At 46.1% G+C, this 18,280-nt stretch carries 17 protein-coding genes; 9 read left to right on the top strand and 8 right to left on the bottom strand.

Annotated elements, in window-relative coordinates:
- The first annotated feature begins 177 nt into the window (after window positions 1-177).
- Entirely contained in the window at window positions 178-570 is a 393-nt protein-coding gene (locus AC007G_RS26890; protein WP_223240724.1) for a hypothetical protein, read from the top strand.
- 355 nt (window positions 571-925) lie between these two features.
- Here AC007G_RS26890 and AC007G_RS26885 read toward each other — a convergent pair whose 3' ends face one another.
- The 4 genes from AC007G_RS26885 to AC007G_RS26870 all read right to left on the bottom strand — a co-directional run bounded on the left by AC007G_RS26885 (window position 926) and on the right by AC007G_RS26870 (window position 2,433).
- Window positions 926-1,408 (bottom strand): GNAT family N-acetyltransferase, encoded by a 483-nt coding sequence (locus AC007G_RS26885; protein ID WP_032694614.1) that lies wholly within the window; start codon window positions 1,406-1,408, stop codon window positions 926-928.
- Window positions 1,399-1,677, bottom strand: coding sequence for a type II toxin-antitoxin system TacA family antitoxin (locus AC007G_RS26880; RefSeq protein WP_004902250.1), 279 nt, complete (start codon window positions 1,675-1,677; stop codon window positions 1,399-1,401). The genes AC007G_RS26885 and AC007G_RS26880 overlap by 10 nt, the downstream gene beginning before the upstream one ends.
- A gap of 173 nt (window positions 1,678-1,850) precedes the next feature.
- A complete protein-coding gene (locus AC007G_RS26875) occupies window positions 1,851-2,021 on the bottom strand; it encodes a hypothetical protein (protein ID WP_223240723.1) in 171 nt (56 codons plus the stop codon).
- A 70-nt stretch (window positions 2,022-2,091) separates the two neighbouring features.
- Complete coding sequence (locus tag AC007G_RS26870) at window positions 2,092-2,433, bottom strand: hypothetical protein (protein ID WP_032694615.1); 342 nt, start codon at window positions 2,431-2,433, stop codon at window positions 2,092-2,094.
- Window positions 2,434-2,736: 303 nt separating this feature from the next.
- Here AC007G_RS26870 and arsR point away from each other — a divergent pair, with 303 nt between their 5' ends.
- The 6 genes from arsR to AC007G_RS26840 all read left to right on the top strand — a co-directional run bounded on the left by arsR (window position 2,737) and on the right by AC007G_RS26840 (window position 7,874).
- Window positions 2,737-3,090 (top strand): As(III)-sensing metalloregulatory transcriptional repressor ArsR, encoded by a 354-nt coding sequence (gene arsR / locus AC007G_RS26865; protein WP_025376942.1) that lies wholly within the window; start codon window positions 2,737-2,739, stop codon window positions 3,088-3,090.
- A gap of 47 nt (window positions 3,091-3,137) precedes the next feature.
- Window positions 3,138-3,500, top strand: coding sequence for an arsenite efflux transporter metallochaperone ArsD (arsD, locus tag AC007G_RS26860; RefSeq protein ID WP_032694616.1), 363 nt, complete (start codon window positions 3,138-3,140; stop codon window positions 3,498-3,500).
- A 16-nt stretch (window positions 3,501-3,516) separates the two neighbouring features.
- Complete coding sequence (gene arsA / locus AC007G_RS26855) at window positions 3,517-5,268, top strand: arsenical pump-driving ATPase (protein ID WP_032694617.1); 1,752 nt, start codon at window positions 3,517-3,519, stop codon at window positions 5,266-5,268.
- A gap of 46 nt (window positions 5,269-5,314) precedes the next feature.
- Window positions 5,315-6,604: an arsenic transporter gene (locus AC007G_RS26850; RefSeq protein WP_032694618.1), complete on the top strand. Its 1,290-nt coding sequence runs from the start codon at window positions 5,315-5,317 to the stop codon at window positions 6,602-6,604.
- A 12-nt stretch (window positions 6,605-6,616) separates the two neighbouring features.
- On the top strand, window positions 6,617-7,042 hold the full coding sequence (gene arsC / locus AC007G_RS26845; protein ID WP_032694619.1) for a glutaredoxin-dependent arsenate reductase: 426 nt from the start codon (window positions 6,617-6,619) through the stop codon (window positions 7,040-7,042).
- Between the two features lie 134 nt (window positions 7,043-7,176).
- A protein-coding gene (locus tag AC007G_RS26840; protein ID WP_224255685.1) for an IS1 family transposase occupies window positions 7,177-7,874 on the top strand; the annotation gives its coding sequence in 2 pieces (ribosomal slippage) (window positions 7,177-7,426 and window positions 7,426-7,874; 699 coding nt in all).
- A gap of 910 nt (window positions 7,875-8,784) precedes the next feature.
- On the opposite strand, the gene AC007G_RS26835 is transcribed toward AC007G_RS26840, so the two are convergent.
- Both AC007G_RS26835 and sopA read right to left on the bottom strand, forming a co-directional pair.
- On the bottom strand, window positions 8,785-9,756 hold the full coding sequence (locus AC007G_RS26835) for a ParB/RepB/Spo0J family plasmid partition protein (RefSeq protein ID WP_004206785.1): 972 nt from the start codon (window positions 9,754-9,756) through the stop codon (window positions 8,785-8,787).
- Complete coding sequence (sopA, locus tag AC007G_RS26830) at window positions 9,756-10,922, bottom strand: plasmid-partitioning protein SopA (RefSeq protein ID WP_000523812.1); 1,167 nt, start codon at window positions 10,920-10,922, stop codon at window positions 9,756-9,758. Before sopA ends, AC007G_RS26835 begins: the two co-directional genes overlap by 1 nt.
- A gap of 750 nt (window positions 10,923-11,672) precedes the next feature.
- Between sopA and AC007G_RS26825 the strand changes: the two genes are divergently transcribed.
- Window positions 11,673-12,683 carry a RepB family plasmid replication initiator protein gene (locus tag AC007G_RS26825; RefSeq protein WP_000200070.1) on the top strand — a complete coding sequence of 337 codons (1,011 nt, stop codon included), beginning with the start codon at window positions 11,673-11,675 and terminating at the stop codon, window positions 12,681-12,683.
- A gap of 697 nt (window positions 12,684-13,380) precedes the next feature.
- Here the strand turns inward: AC007G_RS26825 and AC007G_RS26820 are convergent.
- A complete protein-coding gene (locus tag AC007G_RS26820) occupies window positions 13,381-14,121 on the bottom strand; it encodes a tyrosine-type recombinase/integrase (RefSeq protein ID WP_001515717.1) in 741 nt (246 codons plus the stop codon).
- Between the two features lie 1,143 nt (window positions 14,122-15,264).
- Here AC007G_RS26820 and AC007G_RS26815 point away from each other — a divergent pair.
- Window positions 15,265-16,212 carry a sensor domain-containing diguanylate cyclase gene (locus AC007G_RS26815; protein ID WP_077266142.1) on the top strand — a complete coding sequence of 316 codons (948 nt, stop codon included), beginning with the start codon at window positions 15,265-15,267 and terminating at the stop codon, window positions 16,210-16,212.
- 26 nt (window positions 16,213-16,238) lie between these two features.
- Here AC007G_RS26815 and AC007G_RS26810 read toward each other — a convergent pair whose 3' ends face one another.
- Complete coding sequence (locus tag AC007G_RS26810; protein WP_221918746.1) at window positions 16,239-18,122, bottom strand: putative bifunctional diguanylate cyclase/phosphodiesterase; 1,884 nt, start codon at window positions 18,120-18,122, stop codon at window positions 16,239-16,241.
- Window positions 18,123-18,280: the final 158 nt, after the last annotated feature.

Genomic DNA, 18,280 nt, shown 5'->3' with positions numbered 1-18,280 from the left:
AAACTATAGGGCAGGATCGTCTACCGGGGTGGGGTCAGTCCAACAACGGCTCGGAAGTGTCTAGATTATCCGTGGCGATTCACAGTAAGCCGCATGTCTTACTATGCTTAGTTGGATGGTAAACCCAGGTGTGGGGTGTATACTTTTCCTATAAATATCTGACTAACTGAAAAGATTATGCGTCAACTTATGGGAAGATTATTTAATGTAATATTCATATCGCTTATATACACGGGGATAGTAATTATTCGTGATGCAGTTGCCATCTACTATTTCAAACTGAATGCCCCTGTCACCATCGTAGTGACTACGTTTCTGGTATTATTCGGTTTATCGTTTGCATACGTAGATACCACAAAGCGATCAGAACGGCACTTTGCCGAGCGGCGTAAAGCACAGGCGCAGGGCGCGACATTTTCGATGATGTGGGATGCCCTTGATTCGGATGCTAAACAGCTTTTTTACCAAAAAATTGATGTGGAAAGTGCATCCAGCGAGTTTAAGTCCAGATACCAGCAATTGCAGAACGAAATCAGTTACTGGGACAAGGAGATAGAGCGTCTACGTTAATCAGATTAACAGTGACTGGGTGGGCCGCAAGGCACTACCCCCATTTTTTCCTTAATGTCGATAATGTCACACTCCATGCAGAGCAGAAAAAATCCCGTCTAATAATTCAACGGCTCGTTTATCAACTCTTTGCCAAGGACTCCGAGTCGCTACATTACGTCCGAGAAATAAAGCTCTTGGTCATTAACGCATGTGCAGGCATAAACTCTGGGTTATATCGACTGGCGGAGTTGCTCGCCAATGGTTGCAGTCAGGAATTAGCAATGACTGCTTGTGGCACACAGCGGAGAAGCAAATGAGATGGTTGTCCGCAGACTCCTGGAGTCGATTAAAAAATCAGAATACAGAAAACCATTCAGACTTTTATCGGGAATAACAATGTCAGCGTGTTGACTATGGAAGGCTCAAAGCCAAAACGGGTGTAAAAACATTTAACTTCTTCATTCAGCGCATGCACGGCCAGTGCTCTCACCCCGACCTGAAAGGCAATGTTTTGCGTACGGTATATAGCATCCTTAAGAAGTGCGGCACCAAGCCCATTCCCGGACCAGGCCTGGTCGATGGCAAGCCGTCCCAGGACAATGACCGGAATGACTTCAGGCGCGTTGCGTCTATAGGCCCCAGGCACTGTGTTACGGTGGACGCTACCCGAAGATAAACAATAATAACCGATGACCCGGTTCGAGTTTTCTGCGCAGACGACATAGACACGGGAAATGCCGGTACTGTGGTTTCTGAGAGCCTTCTTCTTTAACCACTCATTAAGGGCAGGCTCCTGGCAGCAGAACTCAGCGATGTTATGTTCAGCCGTCAGGGATTCAGGCGCTCTCATTCCCATGGTGATTTGCGGTTCATCAGGTTATCGATTCGCGCCTGGCGCTCCGGCGTTATTGGGGCGTCAAGCTCTTCAATAAACGCCTCAAACTGATTGTCATTGAGGAGGAACAGTCGTTGATCAAGTAGAATGTCCTGTGCTTCCCTGCAGGCAACCTCAAGCATAAAATCAGTCCGTGATTTTGAGACCAGGCTTGCGGCCATGTCGATCAGGTCACGCTGTGATGTTTTGGCCCGGATATTGATCGGAGCTTCACGAACGTCTGGTTTCATAGATACCTCATGTTTAGCAGATTTATATACGATTATAGCCTTTGTATATAGAAACGCTATACAAATCTGTCATGCTTTCGTCGGTTAGAAACACAAGCCGCGTTGTATCATCATGCATCATTCAGGACTGATAAAGTTATATCCAACTGATAATGTCATCGAGCTGCTGGTTGTCAGTTGGCCGCAGTTTTAAAAACAGCTGCAGCGACGTAGTCCTGCATTTTCTCGGTTGAAGAGCCGACACCATCAACTGATCCCATTCCCTGCCTGCCATAATCTGTCAGCACTCTTCTGCCGCTGCCGGTAAAAACTGCTTTGCTTCGATACTCATAAACTTTCTCCATGATTCAGTCACACGTCAGGCCCATATGTAAAGTGGGGTCAGACGCTTGAGAACAAGCCGGTTATTCGCATTCAGAGAGAGGGGATCTCTGAGTATTTATCCATAGTTCGTTTTTTATCGATACGTATCTGTCGCCACGCCTGAAAGTCCGGGCGTGTTTCCGCCATCCTGACGACTTCAACAGAGAAAACCTTATATTTGCCCTGCTGCAGGGGTACGCCAAGCCAGCGGCGTATGGCGGCATCTGTCCACAAACGGGAGTTATTAAGTCTGTAGACGGTGATCCATTTTTCTGACCATGCATCAAATTTCTGGCATCGCAGCTGATACCGTCGCTCTTCTTCCCGTCTTTTCCAGTCGCTGTCTACAGCAAACTTTCGGTGACCAACAAAAATCCCCTGGACTTTGCCCATGCCCGCTATCCACTGGAATGTCGTCATTTCCCACGGTATCAGGGGTCCGCTTGGAAAACGGAAAAAATCCCACGCTAAGGTGATTTATTGTTCATTGTATGGTGCTGCCTTACTTATCAGTACCCTATCGTTAAACTTTTTCTTTTCACAACAAAGATGAAATTTTGCCCGTATTGCCCCGACTCTGTTGTTCCTGTTATCTACCAATGAAGAATTAACACTAAACGAATTCGATATAACATATATGTTTTTGACTTCCTGGTTTAGAAGCGCGACACTATTCATTCAACGCAGGAGGTCACGATGTCATCAATTTCACCCCTACAACTCTTTAAAAGCCTGTCCGATGAAACCCGTCTGGGTATCGTCCTTCTCCTCAAAGAGATGGGTGAACTATGCGTATGCGATCTCTGCACGGCGCTGGAACAGTCGCAGCCTAAGATCTCCCGTCATCTGGCGATGCTACGTGAAAGCGGATTGTTGCTGGATCGCAAGAATGGGAAATGGGTTCACTACCGCTTATCTCCGCATATTCCTTCATGGGCTGCTCAGGTTATTGAGCAGGCCTGGTTAAGCCAACAGGACGACGTACAGGCTATCGCCCATAAGCTGGCATCAGCTAACTGCTCTGGTAGCGGCAAGGCTGTCTGCATCTAAAAAATTTGCCTGAACATATATGATTTTTCAAATGTGAGGTGTTCATGATGAAAACGTTAACGGTGTTTGACCCGGCTATGTGTTGCAGTACCGGCGTCTGCGGTACAGATATTGATCAGGTTCTGGTTGATTTTTCTGCGGATGTACAGTGGCTAAAACAGCGTGAAATTCAGGTTGATCGTTATAACCTGGCACAGCAACCCATGAGCTTTGTACAGAACGAAAAAGCCAAAGCATTCCTTGAGGCATCCGGGGCTGAAGGGCTTCCATTGTTGTTGCTGGATGGAGAAATGGTGATGGCGGGGCGTTATCCGAAACGCTCAGAGCTGGCCCGCTGGTTCGGAATACCGCTGGAGAAAGTAGGATTAGCATCTAAAAGCTGCTGCGGTGGTAATACTTCTTGTTGCTGAAATGTCAGGAGGACATATGAAATTTTTACAGAATATCCCACCTTACCTGTTTTTTACCGGTAAAGGGGGCGTCGGTAAAACCTCTATTTCCTGTGCCACCGCTATCAGCCTGGCGGAACAAGGCAAGCGGGTTTTGCTTGTCAGCACCGATCCGGCTTCAAACGTAGGCCAGGTGTTCAGCCAGACTATTGGCAATACCATTCTGCCGGTGGCCTCTGTACCGGGTCTTTCAGCGCTGGAAATTGATCCTCAGGCCGCCGCCCAGGAATATCGGGCCAGAATCGTTGATCCTATCAAAGGCATTCTGCCGGATGATGTCGTTAACAGTATTAACGAACAGCTCTCTGGTGCATGTACCACCGAAATTGCAGCTTTTGATGAATTTACCGGTCTGTTGACTGACGCATCATTATTGACCCGCTTTGACCATATTATCTTTGATACCGCGCCAACCGGTCACACTATTCGTCTTCTCCAGTTGCCCGGTGCGTGGAGTAGCTTCATTGAGAGCAATCCTGATGGTGCTTCCTGTCTTGGCCCGATGGCAGGGCTGGAGAAACAGCGTGAGCAGTATTCACACGCCGTCCAGGCATTGTCTGATCCGGATCGTACGAGGCTGGTTTTAGTGGCTCGACTGCAAAAATCAACGCTTCAGGAAGTCGCCCGTACTCATGATGAGCTTGCGGCGATAGGTCTCAAAAATCAGTATCTGGTCATCAACGGCGTGTTACCTGAGACAGAAGCAGTCAACGATACCCTGGCGGCTGCAATATGGGGCCGGGAGCAGGAGGCGCTGGCAAGTCTTCCCGCTGGTCTGGACGCTCTCCCTACTGACACATTATTCCTTCAACCAGTGAATATGGTCGGTGTGTCTGCTTTAAGGGGACTTCTCACCTCCCAACCTGAGACGGCTTCATTTGCTGAAGTGTCCGCCCTGCAAAAACCAGCGATATCGTCGTTGTCTGCTCTGGTTGATGAGATTGCCCTTAATGAACACGGCCTGATTATGCTGATGGGTAAAGGTGGCGTGGGTAAAACAACCATGGCTGCGGCCATTGCAGTCAGACTGGCCGAAATGGGATTTGATGTGCATCTCACGACGTCAGATCCTGCTGCACACCTGAGCACAACCCTCAATGGAAGCCTCAATAACCTGCAGGTCAGCAGAATCGACCCTCATGATGAAACAGAACGTTATCGCCAGCATGTCCTTGAAACGAAAGGACGTGACCTGGATGAAGCGGGGAAACATCTGCTGGAAGAGGATTTACGCTCTCCGTGTACCGAAGAGATTGCTGTGTTCCAGGCCTTCTCACGGGTGATCCGTGAAGCGGGTAAACGGTTTGTCGTCATGGATACGGCACCGACAGGACATACATTGTTGCTGCTTGATGCTACCGGGGCATACCACCGGGAGATAGCAAAGAAAATGGGAGATAAAGGCCATTTCTCTACGCCAATGATGCAGCTTCAGGATCCGGAAAGAACAAAAGTATTACTGGTCACTCTGCCGGAAACGACCCCCGTTCTTGAGGCTGCAAATTTACAAGCCGATCTTGAACGTGCCGGGATTCATCCATGGGGCTGGATTATCAATAACAGTCTTTCCATCGCTGAAACCCGTTCACCGCTGCTTCGTCAGCGCGCGCAGCAGGAACTGCCTCAAATCGAGGCTGTAAAGAACCAGCATGCTACCCGTGTTGCACTGGTTCCTGTTCTTGCGGCAGAGCCAACCGGTATAGACAAACTCAAACAGCTCGCAGGTTAATTTTTACTATATACAGGGCAGTCATGCTGCCCTGTCAGGAGGTTTTATGTTACTGGCAGGAGCAATTTTCATCCTGACCATCGTGTTGGTTATCTGGCAGCCGAAGGGGTTAGGGATTGGCTGGAGCGCCATATTTGGCGCAATACTGGCACTCATATCTGGGGTAGTACACATTACCGACATTCTGGTGGTATGGAATATCGTCTGGAACGCCACAGCAACCTTTATTGCCGTGATTATCATCAGTTTGCTGCTGGATGAGTCTGGCTTTTTTGAATGGGCAGCATTGCATGTTTCCCGCTGGGGAAATGGCCGGGGTCGCCTGCTGTTTACTTATATCGTTCTGCTCGGTGCTGCGGTAGCAGCGCTATTTGCCAATGATGGTGCAGCTCTCATCCTGACGCCGATCGTGATTGCCATGTTGCTGGCTCTGGGATTCAGTAAAAGCACCACGCTGGCATTTGTAATGGCTGCAGGGTTTATTGCCGATACCGCCAGCCTGCCGCTGATTGTGTCGAACCTGGTCAATATTGTTTCTGCTGACTTCTTCCATCTGGGCTTCACGGAATATGCTTCCGTGATGGTGCCTGTGGATATTGCCGCCATTATTGCCACGCTGGTGATGCTGCATCTGTTTTTCCGCAAAGATATCCCCCCGACCTATGATCTGAACCGACTGAAAGAACCTGCTCTTGCTATCAAAGATCCGGCGACGTTCAGAACGGGCTGGATTGTATTAATCCTTCTGCTGGCAGGTTTTTTTGTGCTTGAGCCGCTGGGTATTCCTGTCAGCGCTATTGCAGCTGTGGGTGCTGCTATCCTCTTTGTCGTGGCTAAAAGAGGTCATGCCATTAACACCGGTAAAGTCCTGCGTGGTGCACCGTGGCAGATTGTGATTTTCTCACTGGGAATGTATCTGGTTGTGTATGGGTTGCGTAATGCCGGGCTGACAGAATACCTCTCTGACGTGTTGAATTTACTTGCAGACAAAGGGCTTTTGGCGGCCACATTTGGCACGGGATTCCTGACAGCATTCCTGTCATCCATCATGAACAACATGCCTACTGTATTGATTGGCGCATTGTCGATCGATGGCAGCACCGCATCGGGTGTCATCAAAGAAGCAATGATTTATGCCAATGTCATCGGTTGCGATCTGGGACCTAAAATTACGCCTATTGGTAGCCTGGCAACGCTACTCTGGCTGCATGTACTTTCACAGAAGAAGATGACAATCACCTGGGGATACTATTTTCGCACCGGGATTATCATGACTCTGCCTGTGCTGTTTGTAACGCTGGCCGCGCTGGCGCTACGTCTCTCTTTCACTTTGTAATGAGATACTGATATGAGCAACATTACCATTTATCACAACCCAGCCTGCGGCACCTCTCGCAACACGCTTGAGATGATCCGTAACAGCGGTACAGAGCCGACCGTTATTCATTATCTTGAGACACCACCATCACGCGATGAACTGGTTAAACTTATTGCGGATATGGGGATCACAGTACGAGCGCTGCTGCGTAAGAATGTCGAGCCTTTTGAAGCATTAGGGCTGGCGGAAGACCGCTTTACTGACGAGCAGTTAATCGACTTTATGTTACAGCATCCTATTCTGATTAACCGCCCGATTGTGGTGACGCCACTGGGGACCCGGCTGTGTCGTCCTTCAGAAGTGGTGCTGGATATTCTTCCGGATGCACAAAAACACGCGTTCACCAAAGAAGATGGTGAAAAAGTCGTTGATGATGCAGGTAAACGACTGAAATGAATCCTAAGGGGCATTTGCCCCTTTATATTTTACTTTGCCAGCCACCCTTGATGATGCTTTCCATAGCGACATTATTCTGGGTAATGCTGCCAACTTACTGATTTAGTGTATGATGGTGATTTTAAGGTGCTTGCGTGGCTTCCATTTCCATCAGATGTCCTTCCTGCTCCGCTACTGAAGGCGTGGTGCGTAACGGCAAAAGCACTGCCGGACATCAGCGCTATCTCTGCTCTCATTGCCGTAAAACATGGCAACTACAGTTCACTTACACCGCCTCTCAGCCCGGTACGCACCAGAAAATCATTGATATGGCCATGAATGGCGTCGGATGTCGCGCCAGAGCACGCATTATGGGCGTTGGCCTCAACACGGTTTTACGTCACTTAAAAAACTCAGGCCGCAGTCGGTAACCTCGCGCATACAACCGGGCAGTGATGTGATTGTCTGCGCTGAAATGGACGAACAGTGGGGCTACGTCGGTGCTAAATCACGTCAGCGCTGGCTGTTTTACGCGTATGACAGGATACGGAGGACGGTTGTGGCGCACGTCTTCGGTGAACGCACTCTGGCCACACTGGAGCGTCTTCTGAGCCTGCTGTCGGCCTTTGAGGTCGTGGTATGGATGACGGATGGCTGGCCGCTGTATGAATCCCGCCTGAAGGGAAAGCTGCACGTTATCAGCAAGCGTTACACTCAGCGCATTGAGCGACATAACCTGAATCTGAGACAACATCTGGCAAGGCTGGGACGGAAGTCACTGTCGTTCTCAAAATCGGTGGAGCTGCATGACAAGGTCATCGGGCATTATCTGAACATAAAACACTATCAGTAAGTTGGAGTCATTACCGAAAACCGCGCCTTATATCCCCGCCCTGAAGGTCGGGGTTTTACGGCGCACTGGATAACAGGGGCCTCCTTGCCGTCCCCCAAAAACAAACGGTATGTTTATGCGCTGTGATGATTCCCCCAGATTCTTTTCATGGTCCAGTGGTGTCTACAAAGTCAATTAATACGATAACGTGACGGACTTTAAATATGTTACCCACACGGTTATCCCCCGTTACTGTGGATAATCAATATATTGTGTCTCTGGCAGTTGCTTTTCCTACCATATGTTGTCCCTCCCCGTTCTATTTTGTGATCGGACAGTGTGAAAAACGACATCACAGTGGAGACGCTGCTGACGGGATGATGTTCATCCAGGGTCGTAAGATCGGCCGGTACTGGTTACCCGCCGGACGAAGGGCCGGCCAACGCGCAGCGTCGGTAGCTGGCTTTAAAAATGCCGGCGGAAATTTAAAGATTAAGCTGCATACTCTGCGAAATTTTGCAAATTTCACTCAACATGCTTCGTTCAGATCCCAATAGAGCTTTCACCATCGCCTGTAATAGCCGCCCTGCTGCGTGATTACTCCGCTCATCGGGTTGCTGGCGACAAGCCAATACCTGTTCGTGACAGGCATTGATTGAACCGTTATCCCTAACTAATAATGTGCCGACGATGCAGGTGGGACCGTGGTCCCAGGGAGATAACCTGACCGGCGATGCAGGTGGGACCGTGGTCCCAGGCAGATAAGCTGACAGATGACGCAGGTGGGACCGTGGTCCCAGGCAGATAAGCTGACCGACGATGCAGGTGGGACCGTGGTCCCAGAGAGAATATTCAGGCCAGTTATGTTTTCTGGCCTGTGAGAAAGGAAATGAAGTAAAGGGAGATCACCGTAGACTAATGCGTGTCCGCATCAGACTCCTGGTTTCTCAAGCTCCTTAAGAATGGCTTCTATTTTCTCTATACACTCCGCAGGAATGCGGGACTTATCCAGGTTAAGCACCATTTTATCGCCCTTATACAATGCTGTTGCCCCTGGAGCAAACTGATGACGTGAGCTCAGATTAACTCTTGATGCGGGAGATTGTTTCAGTACGGATGTTAAAAGACTAATGACCTCTTCAGCTTCAAAGATTAGTCCCGCTTTCTTCTGATCGTGGAGAGTCTCAGCCTGCTGCTTCAGTAATTCTTCTTTATCTGCAAAAGCCTTCTGAAGGGCTTCACCTGACCGGGCAGACAGTTCTCCAGGATGTGCAAACAGGGCAACAACGGATTTAGGCAGTTTGGCCGTATTAATACAGCGGGTAATGATCTTACGAGAAATGTTTTCCGCATCGGCAAGCGCAGAAATATTTCCTGCAAACTCATTCTGCAGCCGGCTTGTATAACGCAGGCCACGTTCATAAGCACTCGTCGGCCGATAATCGTTACCCAGTCGGGACAATGCAGCCATCTGCTCATCGTCCAGTTCACCAACCAGAACGCGATAATCACTTTCCGTCAGGATTGCGGCTTTACGGCGACGGCTGCCATCTGCAATTTCTATGACATCAGAAACCCGGCGGCCGAAAGCTGGAGTCTGCTGACCGGTCAGTAAAAATGAAGGAATGAGATCATCCAGAGCATCTTCGGTAAGTAGTTCCTGATCGCGCTCATTGCCTGACCATACGCGTGAAGCGCTCTCAACAGAGTCTCCCCGGAGCACCTCAAGGGTAAATTTTACTTCCCGTCCACTTACCGGAAGAGAGATTGCATTACCGCGGGCCATAGCACCCACGCGCGCAATTAATGAATCCACCATCGGCGCGGCCGGCGCCGGTGATGAAGTATCTTCAGTCGATTGAGTATGTGTGGTATGTCTTGGAATGACAGGAGCACGCTTCATTATCTAATCTCCCAGCGTGGTTTAATCAGACGATCAAAAATCTCATTGCAAACAGGCTCCCAGATAGAGAGGGCATTACGCCAGGCACCGGTTGAAGAACGTTGATCAATAGCCTGTTCAAAAACGGTTCTCATACGGATCTGACCTTTGCCGACTTCATCCGTTTCGCGCACAACATTTTTAAGGACCATGCTTCCCCAGGCATCCCGAATTTGTTCTTCCATCCACGGGGACTGCGAGCCATTATTATTACTGTATTTGGTAAGCAGAATACGGACATCTGGCTCGAAGCCTTTAAGATCCACGTTCTTAAGCAGGTCACGAAGCATATCGAAAAACTGCAGTGCGGAGGTGTAGTCGAACAGCTCTGCCGGAGTAGGGACAATCAGAACATCAGCAGCGCATACAACATTTATCGTACCGATACCAAGGTTGGGTGCGCTGTCGATAACTATCACGTCATAATCATGAGCGACAGTTTCAATGGCCAGACGGAGCATCAGGTGCGGGTCAGCAGGTAATTTGCCTTCGTCAAATTTCCCCATCAGCTCGGTTTCAATGCGGTGCAGTGCCAGACAGGACGGGATGATATCAAGGCCAGGCCAGCAGGTGGGCTTTATAGCGTAGCTGGCGTCATCCTTTTCCCCAAGATAAAAGGGCAGGAGAGTGTCCTCAGCATGAATATGAAGATCGGGCACCCATCCGTGATACATAGAAGCAGTTCCCTGTGGGTCATTGCCTTCAACAAGCAGAACACGGAGTCCTTTCAGAGCAAGATCCTGAGCCAGGTGAACGGATACTGAGGTTTTGTAAACACCACCTTTGTGAGCTGCAACGCCAATCACCGGCGGAAACGCATCTTCAGCACGGCGCAGTCGTGTACCAAATACATCCCGCATGTGATTGATTTGTTCGATGGTATAACCAACGCGTTGCTCAACTCTCCCACGGGTTTCCATATCAGGGTGCGGCAGCCGGCCAGCTTTCTCGGCATCCCTGATAGCCTGAGATGACACGCCAACTAAATCTGCCGCTTCACCAATCCTCCAGCGCCGGGTTATTTTCCGGGCTTCCGGACTGTCATCATTAAACTGTGCAATGGCGATTGCTTTCGTCATTTCATGACCAGCACTTATGCACTGGTTGAGTGTATCCATGAGTCCCATACTGAACATCCTTTAATCATCACTTTGCATTATTTTATTAAATCTTGGAATTCATTGCAAAGCAACAATAAAATCGCAAAGTACACGAAAAAGTGCAAAGTGAACCACATTGGGTAATGAAAGAACGCAGGGGATTACAAAAGAGTACATACCGCAGTCAATATTAATCACTGCCGCTCGCCGCAGTAAGCGATCTCACACAGTGAGAAAGCGGCGAGGAAGCGGAAAATCACAGAATTCACAGATTGCACGTACGTCGGGTTGCTAAAGATGGCTCGGGATCAGCCAGTTATAATTAAATTGACTGCGGTATGTAATATATTGACTATGGTATGATGCTTACCGCATCTGTGTCGAGGAAGAGGAAAGACGACTCAGCATACCGCAGTCAATGTTTCATTGTTGTACCTGTAGATCTCAATCTTCCAGAGCGTATTCAGGAAAATAAGGCCAGGGTTCTGGATATCTGGTGTGGCGCTTCCGGGCTTGTATCTGGGTTATTCATGGTCTCGATCCAATAATTGATCCCAAGGAGATCATAATGAGATCCAAAAGAGATCCCCGGATCGCTCCAGCATGCGCTGTAACTGGCTTTAACGTCTGTCTGGATCGACTGTGGAATGTAAAATGTTGACTGTTATATGCATAATCTAATACTGTGATATGCAACGGTATTTACTGAGGTATGTATATCCGTTGACTGCGATACGTATTACTACATCCTTTTGTGGATAACCGTTGAGGATCAAGATGACGAGCGAAAATAACAGCTTACTTCTGAACCTTCAGGAGGTTGATAAGACAACCGGTGAAGTTGTTAAGCTGGATGTCAACAGCACCAGTACCGTGCAGCCAGTAGCGCTCATGAGACTCGGTCTCTTCGTCCCAACTCTGAAATCAACAGGGAAGAGCAAGGCGAACCGGAAAAACGTTACAGACGCGACTGAGGAGCTTGTACAGCTGTCCATTGCCAAAAGCGAAGGATACACTGACGTTAAGATCACCGGTTCGCGTCTTGATATGGACACGGATTTTAAAGTCTGGCTGGGGATAATTCGCTCCATGTCGGAGTATGGGGTAAAAAGTGACACCCTGGAACTGTCGTTCGTCGAATTCGTTAAGATGTGCGGATTTGACTCCCGTCGTTCAAACAAAAAAATGCGCGATCGCATCAGTAATTCCCTGTTTAAACTCGCCTCGGTTACGCTGAAGTTCCAGAGCGAGACCAAAGGATGGACCACCCATCTGGTGCAGTCAGCCTATTATGATATCAACGAGGATATCGTTGAGATCAAGGCTGAACCTAAGCTGTTTGAGCTTTACCACATGGACAGAAGGGTACTGCTGCGGCTGAAAGCCATTGATGCCCTGCAGCGCAAGGAATCAGCCCAGGCGCTTTATACCTACATCGAAAGTCTTCCCCAGAATCCTGCACCTATTTCCATGAAACGGATGCGTGACCGGCTGAATCTCACCTCAAATGTCTATACGCAGAACCACACGGTGCGTAAGGCGATGGAGCAGCTGCGGGATATTGGTTATCTGGATTACACTGAGTTTAAACGTGGCCGAGCCACCTATTTCAGCGTGCATTATCGCAACCCCAAACTCATCAGTGGTCCTGTGAAGGTTCCGCGCAAAGAGGAAGAAGAGAAGGCGCCAGAGCAAAATTATGACGAAGTCATTAAGGCGCTGAAGGCTGCTGGCATCGATCCCCTTAAACTGGCCGAAGCTCTCTCAGCGATGAAGCCAGAAAATTGACTGCGATATGCATAACATGACTGCCGGATGCCGCTAAGGACATTCCATTGACTGTGATATGCATCACGCATACCGCAGTCAATATGTGTTCTCCATCATGTCTGCCATGATCGAACAATATTGACTGTCATATGTGATTTCAGGCCGTGATACGCAGATATTGACTACGGTATGCGGGTTTAACGGCGATATTCCCAGGTCTGTGCACTGCTCCACACGTGTTAACATGCCACAGTCAATTTTTCAGTAAAGCTCTATACCCCTTACGAAAATCTCAATCGGATGCTGAGACGGTCATGTTACCTGACGGTATCCGTTCCCCTGTGTATTGCAGGTTTAGCCCGGCAGGATGAGACTGCAGCTGTCTGTATAACCCGGCGCCAGCTTCACACTGCTAAATGCGAACAGGAGACCGATGGCAGAAGGGAGTGAGCCACAGGGGTGAATGACTTTCGCAATTAACGGGATGATTCACTGAGCTTTCAGGAAACAATACACTGTGGGATGTACGGCCTGTGTCCTGTCTTGTCTGCGGTATGTCGATGCCTGCAGGCTTGCAGGTCACCGTGCAAGACCACGGCTGTTCAGTCATCCGAATGATGTCCTGGTGTGCTGGAGCAGGGAGGGGCACTGAATGCGCTCTGCTCCTGTATTTCGTATTAGCGGAATACAGGACGTCATGCCAGGGCCGTCAATCTCAGCCGGCCGGGGGCAGGGAGCGAAGGATCTCCGCGGCATCTCGCCCATCACCGGTAAAGGGAACGGCCAGGGTGGCAGCCATGTCCAGCGCAAATACCCGGGTATAGACTTCCATCGAGCGCGGATCCTTATGCCCGGCCAGTGCCTGGATGACCTTCCTGGGCTGCCGGTGATAAAGCATGTGCATAATATAGCTGTGACGGAAAGTATGCGGCGTCACGGGGATCGAAAAATGCACGCCGTCAGCTTCAGCCCGCTTCACCGCCTGTTTCAGCCAGTTGCGCATTGTCTCATCCGTGACCGGCCATAACGGCTCACGCCGGCGGGGGCGGGTGGTGACCATCCAGCTTTCCATCTGACGCACAAAACTGGCATCCGTCAGCGGTACCAGACGCACTTCATCTTTTGGTGGCCGGCCACGACGTGCCCGCACTTTTTCCGACAGCACCCGAACAAAAGGGCGCAGACCATCCAGGTCGAACGATTCCGGGGTGAGCGTCCGGGCTTCACCGATACGGATCCCGGTATTCCACATGGTGGCGAACAACATGTGGTGACGCTGGTCAGGCATATACCAGAGGAGGGCGCTCACTTCCGGCGCCAGGAGGTAAGCCGGCGTGGCACCTGTTGAGGTGGCCATCCGCCGGAGTGCCACCGCGGTCGCAAAATCAACGCCCGGGGCGATCGGCAGCAGGGAGACGCGTTCTGGTGAATTCTGCAAGGGAATGATGCTGTTCATGAGTTATTTTTCACGTAGCGCACGCACTGTTTATGGATACAGGTATTTTGCACCTGACGGGCCGATCCTGCCATGACAATAAATCGCAGCGCGCGGATCCTTTTGTTGTCTTATCCCGCATTATTGCGGGTAAAACCAAATACGTAAAGGATCCTTTTTCTGCTCAGATCCTCCATGAAGCCAGTAATGACGCGGGTTGATGGCTGTTTTACGGTTTTTGGGAGAATTGGAGTAATGCCAGGATGTACATGTTAGGCAGGAAAAAGAAGAGAAGAGAGCGCTACGCGATTTCCGGCCTGGTACACCCCTGTAACCTTGCGGGATTTCGCGTAACGCTTTCATAAGTTTACAACAGAAGAGAAAAGATATTTGCTGAAAAATGAAGTCCGTAAGTTAAATAAAAAATCATGATCCGTCCGGCACTATGTACTTAGCTGTCGTTTAGGTCTTAGGTGTTTTTGCTAAATTACGATGGTATCCCTTGTCAGAGTAATCTGGCTTGTCCTGCACATCTTCAGGTGACAATTCAGTGCAATTTCAGGGGTTAATCCTTTTGTCGTCTGCAGAATCTATCTATAAACGGGCTGTTTGTTGGTTCGCCAGAAGGAAAAAATTTAGCGTCGCGCAGATTCAGGCTGTGTTGAACTTTTCTGTTCTGTATCAACAGTTCCTGTCTTAAGCTGATACAATATACCCTCAGTAGAAAATATTGGATAAGGAAACTATGCACCTTCCTGGACAATTTTCTTGAGCCTTTCATGCCGTTTCGTCTTGTTCAGATTCAGAACTGCCATACGTTTCTTCAGCCACTGGTTTTCATAAGAAACCATGTAGATCAAGCATTAATGTCTTTACATTTATTTGAACAGATGCGCTTTAATTGTGCCACAAAAAATAAGTCATTGTAAGTTATGGAGATTTTTAATATACAAATCATTATGCATTCTGAATACATGGAAGTGTATAATGAGCGCTTCAGGTCACAGATGATTAGATGTAACAGTTCACTATTCATCATGATGTATTGGAAACTTGTTAAGTTTTATATGATTATGAGATATTGGGATTATTGAGTTCCAGGACAATTCTGATAAGATAGCGATAACCAACACTACCCTGCAATAACCACTCAAGATGAAAATTATGACAAACCATAAAGAAGAGAACAGGTTATTATCATTATATTCTATGGGGATCCTTGATACAAAATCTGAAGAACGATTTGACAGATTGACGAGGATTGCCACCAAACTCTTTGATGTACCAATAGCACTTGTTTCATTAATTGATAGAGACAGGCAATGGTTTAAGTCATGTTATGGGCTGAAGATAAAAGAGACAGATAGAAGTGATTCATTTTGTACAATAGCAGTAGATCTTAGTGAACCATTAATAGTGCCCGATGCAAGCCTTGATCCAAGATTCAAAGAAAATAAATTAGTTAAAAATGATCCTTATATCCGGTTTTATGCAGGGCATCCCGTAAGACTGCCAGATGGTGAGATAGCTGGAACAATATGTATTATTGATACAGAACCAAGAGTATTAACAAGAGATGACTTCTTATTGCTTAAAGATTTAGCAGAAATCGTAGAGGATGAGTTTAGAATAATAAACGAAGCAACTACTGATCCTTTGACAGGTATATGTAACCGGCGTTCTTTCGCCCTAATGACGGATGAATCGTTAAGAAAAGCCAAAAAAAAGAAAAAAACATTCTGTGTTCTGATCATAGATCTCGATAATTTTAAACCAATCAATGATAACTTCGGTCATTCAGAAGGTAATGAAGTACTTTGCAATTTTGCAGATATGCTGGAAGATCTTAGTAGTTCAAAAAGCGTTGTTGCAAGATTAGGAGGTGATGAATTTGGTGTTCTATTACCCGAGTCAACCTATAAAGAAGCAGAAGAATTCCTTCATAAATTGAGGGCCGGGATTACCAGCTACAATCTTAATTCTCAAAAAAAATACAACATAGATTTTTCTGCAGGGATTATTGAATATGATGAGAAAATTCATACTGAACGCTCTGCTATCATGCGGGATGCAGACGAAAGAATGTATGAAATTAAAAAGGGAAAACGATAGTATATGAAAAAATAGGGCATACAGCCCTATTTTTTTTGGCCCCTCAAAAAATCAATCAGTTGATCACCTGACAAAGGCTTCGAATAATAATAACCTTGAAATTCATCGCAATTCATATTTTTAAGCAATTCAAACTGTTCATTATTTTCCACACCTTCTGCTACTATACCTAAACTGAAAGCTTTTCCAAGAGACACTATGCTTCTTACAATAGATAAGTCCCGTGCATCGTAAGCAATACCACTAATGAAAGTTCTGTCTAACTTAATCGCATCAAATGGAAATTCTCTAAGATAGTTGAGAGAGGAATATCCAGTCCCAAAATCATCAATGTGAATTTTATATCCTTTTTCTTTAAGTTTAGTCAGGTTGTTTAAAGCTAAAGTTGGATTAGTTATCATTACGCTCTCAGTAATTTCAAAAATTATTCTGCAAGGATTGACTTCATATAGTTCAGCCATTTTGTCTATATGATTAAGAAGGGTACTATTTTCAAAATCCTTACCAGATAAATTAATCGAGAAAGAAATGCTATTCACCTGTTGTGAGAAACTGAAGACCGTTGTGATAACCATTGCAGTTATAGAATGTATTAGATCTACTTTCTCAGCAAAAGGAATAAAATTGTCTGGTGGGATGAAACCATAATTTGGATGATACCATCGTATTAATGCTTCTGCGCCGGATACATCAGAATTAATAAAACTATATTTAGGTTGATAATAAACAACAAATTGGTTTTCGCGAATTGCTTCAGTTAGCAGACCAAGCATAATAATTCTCTCTTCGTGTTCTTTATATAAGCTTTCGCTACCAAATATTACATTTTCTTTATCTATTCTGTAAGTTTGAGAGAAGGAAATTTGAACATGACTTATTATATTTGATCCTGAAATATTACAGTTGTTAACTATGACGCAACCTGCGCATATGATCGGTTTAACTAATGAATCATTACTTGTGATGGATTTTTGTAATCCCTGGAAAAAAAATCCAATTCTGTTTTGAATAATATCTTTTGTGTGATATTCAACACGCTTCAATTGCAACGAGAAAATTATAGTATCGTTGTCTTTTTTAATAACAAAATCATTTTCTGAGCATACTGCAGACAATTTCTTACAGAGGTTTTCAATAATTGAAGTAATGACATCCCTTCCGTAAACCTCACTGATCAGTGAGATGTTTCGTACAGAAATCTGTGATATAATTAGTACAGTATCTCTAAAGTTTATTTTTGATAAAGACTGCTCAATATTTTTGCAAATATTTTCTTTATCTCTTACTTCATTATCTTCACTAGAAATGATGACAGATTTATTTTTTATATGATCGTCTGTAACGATTAATAATAAACAAATAAAATCATTTCGTCGAACGTACGTTTTACACGCTATCATATCAACTTTAAAATCAATAGATTTATCGTGTGAGAAAAAACAATCACTGCTGTTTCTTATTAAACCATCTTTCAGTTCTGAAAGCCAATTATCTATACTGATAACTGGGCTGTATAATATATCAGTTATCTTTTTTCCTTCAAACAGGCTAGCACTTAAAAATATATTCGAATCACTATAAAATGAATTTATTAAAAATTTGTTATTTAACTTAATATATATGATACCTTTTGATATTGAATTATTGTAGTTATGTTCTTTGAAGGAAAGTAAATTTTTATATGAACTATCAATTAACTCTTTTTTTATTCGACGTTTTGCTAACCAGTAGCAACCTAAAAAATTAACCAGAATCTGTGTTAGTAAAAAAGATGATTGTGTTGCCCGACTTAAATCTTCAGAAAAAAAGCACAATAAAAGTAATATTGATGATAATAATAAAATCAAAAAACAAACAATGCAGTCATTTTTTTCTTCATTAACTTTATTAATAATTGATAGAGGGCCCATAACCAAACCTTATAGTAAAACTAACGATGCAAGAATAAATTCATTAGGGTAATATTACATGTGTAAACTATTCACTTCATTACCATTTATAATGGTTACAAATCCACATCAGCAAGGTAATAAAGTATGATGAATGAATAAGAATTTTAATTTATTAT

It is taken from the genome of Klebsiella sp. CSG-1, assembly GCF_056521145.1.
The sequence above is the reverse complement of the archived record's forward strand: the minus strand, read 5'-3'. Positions and strand labels throughout refer to the sequence as shown.

Bases quoted from the DNA above. Each gene is read 5' to 3' on its own strand.
- AC007G_RS26815 (WP_077266142.1), top strand. From the start codon at position 15,265: ATGACAAACCATAAAGAAGAGAACAGGTTATTATCATTATATTCTATG.
- AC007G_RS26875 (WP_223240723.1), bottom strand. From the start codon at position 2,021: ATGGAGAAAGTTTATGAGTATCGAAGCAAAGCAGTTTTTACCGGCAGC.
- AC007G_RS26870 (WP_032694615.1), bottom strand. From the start codon at position 2,433: ATGGGCAAAGTCCAGGGGATTTTTGTTGGTCACCGAAAGTTTGCTGTA.
- AC007G_RS26885 (WP_032694614.1), bottom strand. From the start codon at position 1,408: ATGGGAATGAGAGCGCCTGAATCCCTGACGGCTGAACATAACATCGCT.
- AC007G_RS26880 (WP_004902250.1), bottom strand. From the start codon at position 1,677: ATGAAACCAGACGTTCGTGAAGCTCCGATCAATATCCGGGCCAAAACA.
- arsR (WP_025376942.1), top strand. From the start codon at position 2,737: ATGTCATCAATTTCACCCCTACAACTCTTTAAAAGCCTGTCCGATGAA.
- AC007G_RS26890 (WP_223240724.1), top strand. From the start codon at position 178: ATGCGTCAACTTATGGGAAGATTATTTAATGTAATATTCATATCGCTT.
- arsC (WP_032694619.1), top strand. From the start codon at position 6,617: ATGAGCAACATTACCATTTATCACAACCCAGCCTGCGGCACCTCTCGC.
- sopA (WP_000523812.1), bottom strand. From the start codon at position 10,922: ATGGGACTCATGGATACACTCAACCAGTGCATAAGTGCTGGTCATGAA.
- AC007G_RS26810 (WP_221918746.1), bottom strand. From the start codon at position 18,122: ATGGGCCCTCTATCAATTATTAATAAAGTTAATGAAGAAAAAAATGAC.
- arsA (WP_032694617.1), top strand. From the start codon at position 3,517: ATGAAATTTTTACAGAATATCCCACCTTACCTGTTTTTTACCGGTAAA.
- AC007G_RS26835 (WP_004206785.1), bottom strand. From the start codon at position 9,756: ATGAAGCGTGCTCCTGTCATTCCAAGACATACCACACATACTCAATCG.
- arsD (WP_032694616.1), top strand. From the start codon at position 3,138: ATGAAAACGTTAACGGTGTTTGACCCGGCTATGTGTTGCAGTACCGGC.
- AC007G_RS26825 (WP_000200070.1), top strand. From the start codon at position 11,673: ATGACGAGCGAAAATAACAGCTTACTTCTGAACCTTCAGGAGGTTGAT.
- AC007G_RS26850 (WP_032694618.1), top strand. From the start codon at position 5,315: ATGTTACTGGCAGGAGCAATTTTCATCCTGACCATCGTGTTGGTTATC.
- AC007G_RS26820 (WP_001515717.1), bottom strand. From the start codon at position 14,121: ATGAACAGCATCATTCCCTTGCAGAATTCACCAGAACGCGTCTCCCTG.